Source organism: Natrinema soli, assembly GCF_028618695.1.
This window is the reverse complement of record NZ_JAQIVI010000811.1, coordinates 1-2,502: the sequence shown is the minus strand read 5'-3', so window position 1 is coordinate 2,502 and position 2,502 is coordinate 1. Positions and strand designations below refer to the sequence as shown.

The window sequence follows — 2,502 nt, the reverse complement described above, 5'->3', positions numbered from 1 at the left end:
TAGGCGCGGTCCCGACGGTCGGGCGGGACAAATTCGTGGCGCGGGACCGCTTCGAGGGCCGCGAGGACGCGGTCGTCGTCCACTCGCGGCGCGACGGTCTCGACCATCCGCCGGCGTTGGGCCTCGTAACTGTGGGTGTCGGACATAGTTCGGTGTCGAATACGCACTCGAGAACAGTAGGGAGTGGGGTGGCGAGTACCGGGGGGTGGACCACCGTGGCGCTAGGGGATAGACGGCGGGAGATGAGCAACCGGCACTGGACGGTTGACGGTGAGCAGTGCGACGCGGGCCGCTTACCAGGCCGACCAGGCGCTGCTCTGCTCGTCGTAGGCGTAGACGCGCTTGATGTCTTTCGCGAAGCCCGTATCGCCGCCCTCCTCGAAGCGGTCTCGCCGGTACCCCTCGGCGTCGCCGCGGACGACGAAGGCGTCGATCTCGAACTCGTCGTCGCCGAAGGACTCGACCGCGCCGACCTCGAACTCGTAGTCGCCGGGGACGTGGACCGTGATACTGTGGCTGTCGTCCCTCGAGCCGTCCTGCGGGTGGATCGTGACGTTGACCGCCACGTTGTCGACCTCGCGGGTCCAGACGGTCTCGATTTCCTCGGCGGGGGCCGCCTCGACTCGTTTCTGGCCGTCGAGTTCGACGCTCGTCACGCGAACGGTCGAGAGCACTTCGTCGGTCTCGAGGATGAACTCGTCGCCGACTTCGATGCGCTCGTCTTCGGGCGTGGTGACGTTCGCCGTGAACGATTCGCCGCCCTGCGAGACGACGACGTCGAGGGTGACTTCCGTCTCGGTGGCGGGCCGAATCTTGTGGACGTGACTACACTCGCTGCATCGAACGGTCAGCTGTCCGCCGCCCTCCGTGAGTACCTCGTGGACCGTCTCGAGGTCCGGCGAGCACGAAGGACAGGGTGTCGGAACCCGATCCGGTGTTTCGCTCATAGCTCACCTAACGGCTACGTACCTAAAAGACGATTGAACCGGTCTTCGTCACCTCTCACGCATCGACGAGCCGTCGAACCGGCCGCCCGCACCGGCTTTCGCCGAGCAGTCAGGCTTGGGTGAACGAGCCGTCTCGAGGCGAGTACTCCGACTCGAGACGAATAGTCTGACTCGAGGCCGCCCTAGTTCCCCTGGATCGCGTCGATGACCATCGCCGCGGCGACGATGGGTTCTTTGGGGACGGTGCTGGCGTCGTCGATGACGATCTCGTAGCGGTCGCGCAACGAGAACTGGCCGCTGATGGAGCCGACGTGTGCGCCCTCCTGATCGGTGATCTCGTACTTGTGTGGAATCCATCCGCCGAACGGGACGATGTCCCGGGCCAGCGTCACCATCGCGCCGCGGGAGTTGATCTCGGCCAACTTCTCCTCGGTAGTCGCGTCGCGGATCCGCCACGTGTCCTGCAGCAGCGAGTAGTCGTTGTCCAGAACGACGACGTTCTCGCCGGTCCGGGCGTCCGAGAGCACGTAGTTCCCCGCGACGTCGATGATACCGCCGGCTTTCACCGTGAACACCTCGTTCCCGTCGGCGTCGACGAAGGGGAACTCATCTTTCATCTTCAGCATCTTCTGTTTTCCCCGGAGAACGACGTTTCCGTCGGCATCGAGCGCCCGGTACTTGTTACGGATCAGCCCCTGCTCGACCGTATAGCGGTCGTCAGTGAGCTCGATTCCCTCGATATCGTACGCTCGAGTATCGCTCATCGGTTTCCATCTCACACTACCCGAACTTGAAACCGCTAGGTTCTCACATGTCAGCTAAAATTTGGGACCTCGAGTGTCGGCGGCCCAGTCAGTCACCATCGGCGACCGGAAGGTCGACGGGAGAGCCGTCAGCGAAGACGCTCGGCTCCCGAATGATACCGTCGAGGTGGATCGGCGCTTCGGTGTCGCCGCCGATCCCCGCGTCGTCTCCGATCGCGATGTGGACGGTGCCGCCGGCCTTCTCGTCCAGGAGAACCGAGCCGACGAGGTCGGAGACGGCGACGTTGGTTCCGATTCCCAGCTCCGCGAGGTTGTACGCGGCGTCGCCGACCGTCTCCGCGGCGTCCTCGACCGCCTCGCGAATATCGTCGTCCGAGATCTCGGTGACGAACCCGTCTTCGACCGCGAACGAGAGCGTCCGGCCGTCCTCGAGGAGGCCGTGGGGCATCATCGTCCCGTCGACTACGAAGGTTCCGTCGGCGGTTTCGGGGCTAATGAACACCTCGCCGGCCGGGAGGTTCGACATCTCGCCGGGCTCGTGGACGATGCCGGTGTCGGCGAGCCACTCGCGGCCCTCGACGCCGAACGTGATGTCGGTGCCGGCATCGGTCGTGACGCGGATCTCGTCGGCCCCCGCGACCTGCTCGCGGACCGCCTCGCAGTGAGCCGCGATCGACTCGTAGTCGGCCGCCAGTCCCGTCGTGAAGACATCCTCGGTGATCCCCGGTAGCGTCGCGACCCGCGCCCCGGCCTCGTTCGCGTCCGTGCGGGCGCGAGTGTGACTCAGGCTC

3 protein-coding genes and 1 pseudogene are annotated in these 2,502 nt (G+C 65.3%); all 4 read right to left on the bottom strand.

What is annotated here, in order from left to right; genetic code table 11:
* A pseudogene (locus tag PGX04_RS33125) lies at positions 1–146 on the bottom strand (protein-L-isoaspartate O-methyltransferase); the annotation flags it as partial.
* Between the two features lie 147 nt (positions 147–293).
* On the bottom strand, positions 294–947 hold the full coding sequence (locus PGX04_RS33120; protein WP_273742357.1) for an HVO_0476 family zinc finger protein: 654 nt from the start codon (positions 945–947) through the stop codon (positions 294–296).
* A gap of 182 nt (positions 948–1,129) precedes the next feature.
* Complete coding sequence (locus PGX04_RS33115; protein WP_273742356.1) at positions 1,130–1,711, bottom strand: LURP-one-related/scramblase family protein; 582 nt, start codon at positions 1,709–1,711, stop codon at positions 1,130–1,132.
* Between the two features lie 88 nt (positions 1,712–1,799).
* A partial coding sequence (locus PGX04_RS33110) for an aminopeptidase (protein WP_273742355.1) occupies positions 1,800–2,502 on the bottom strand: 703 nt, incomplete at its 5' end.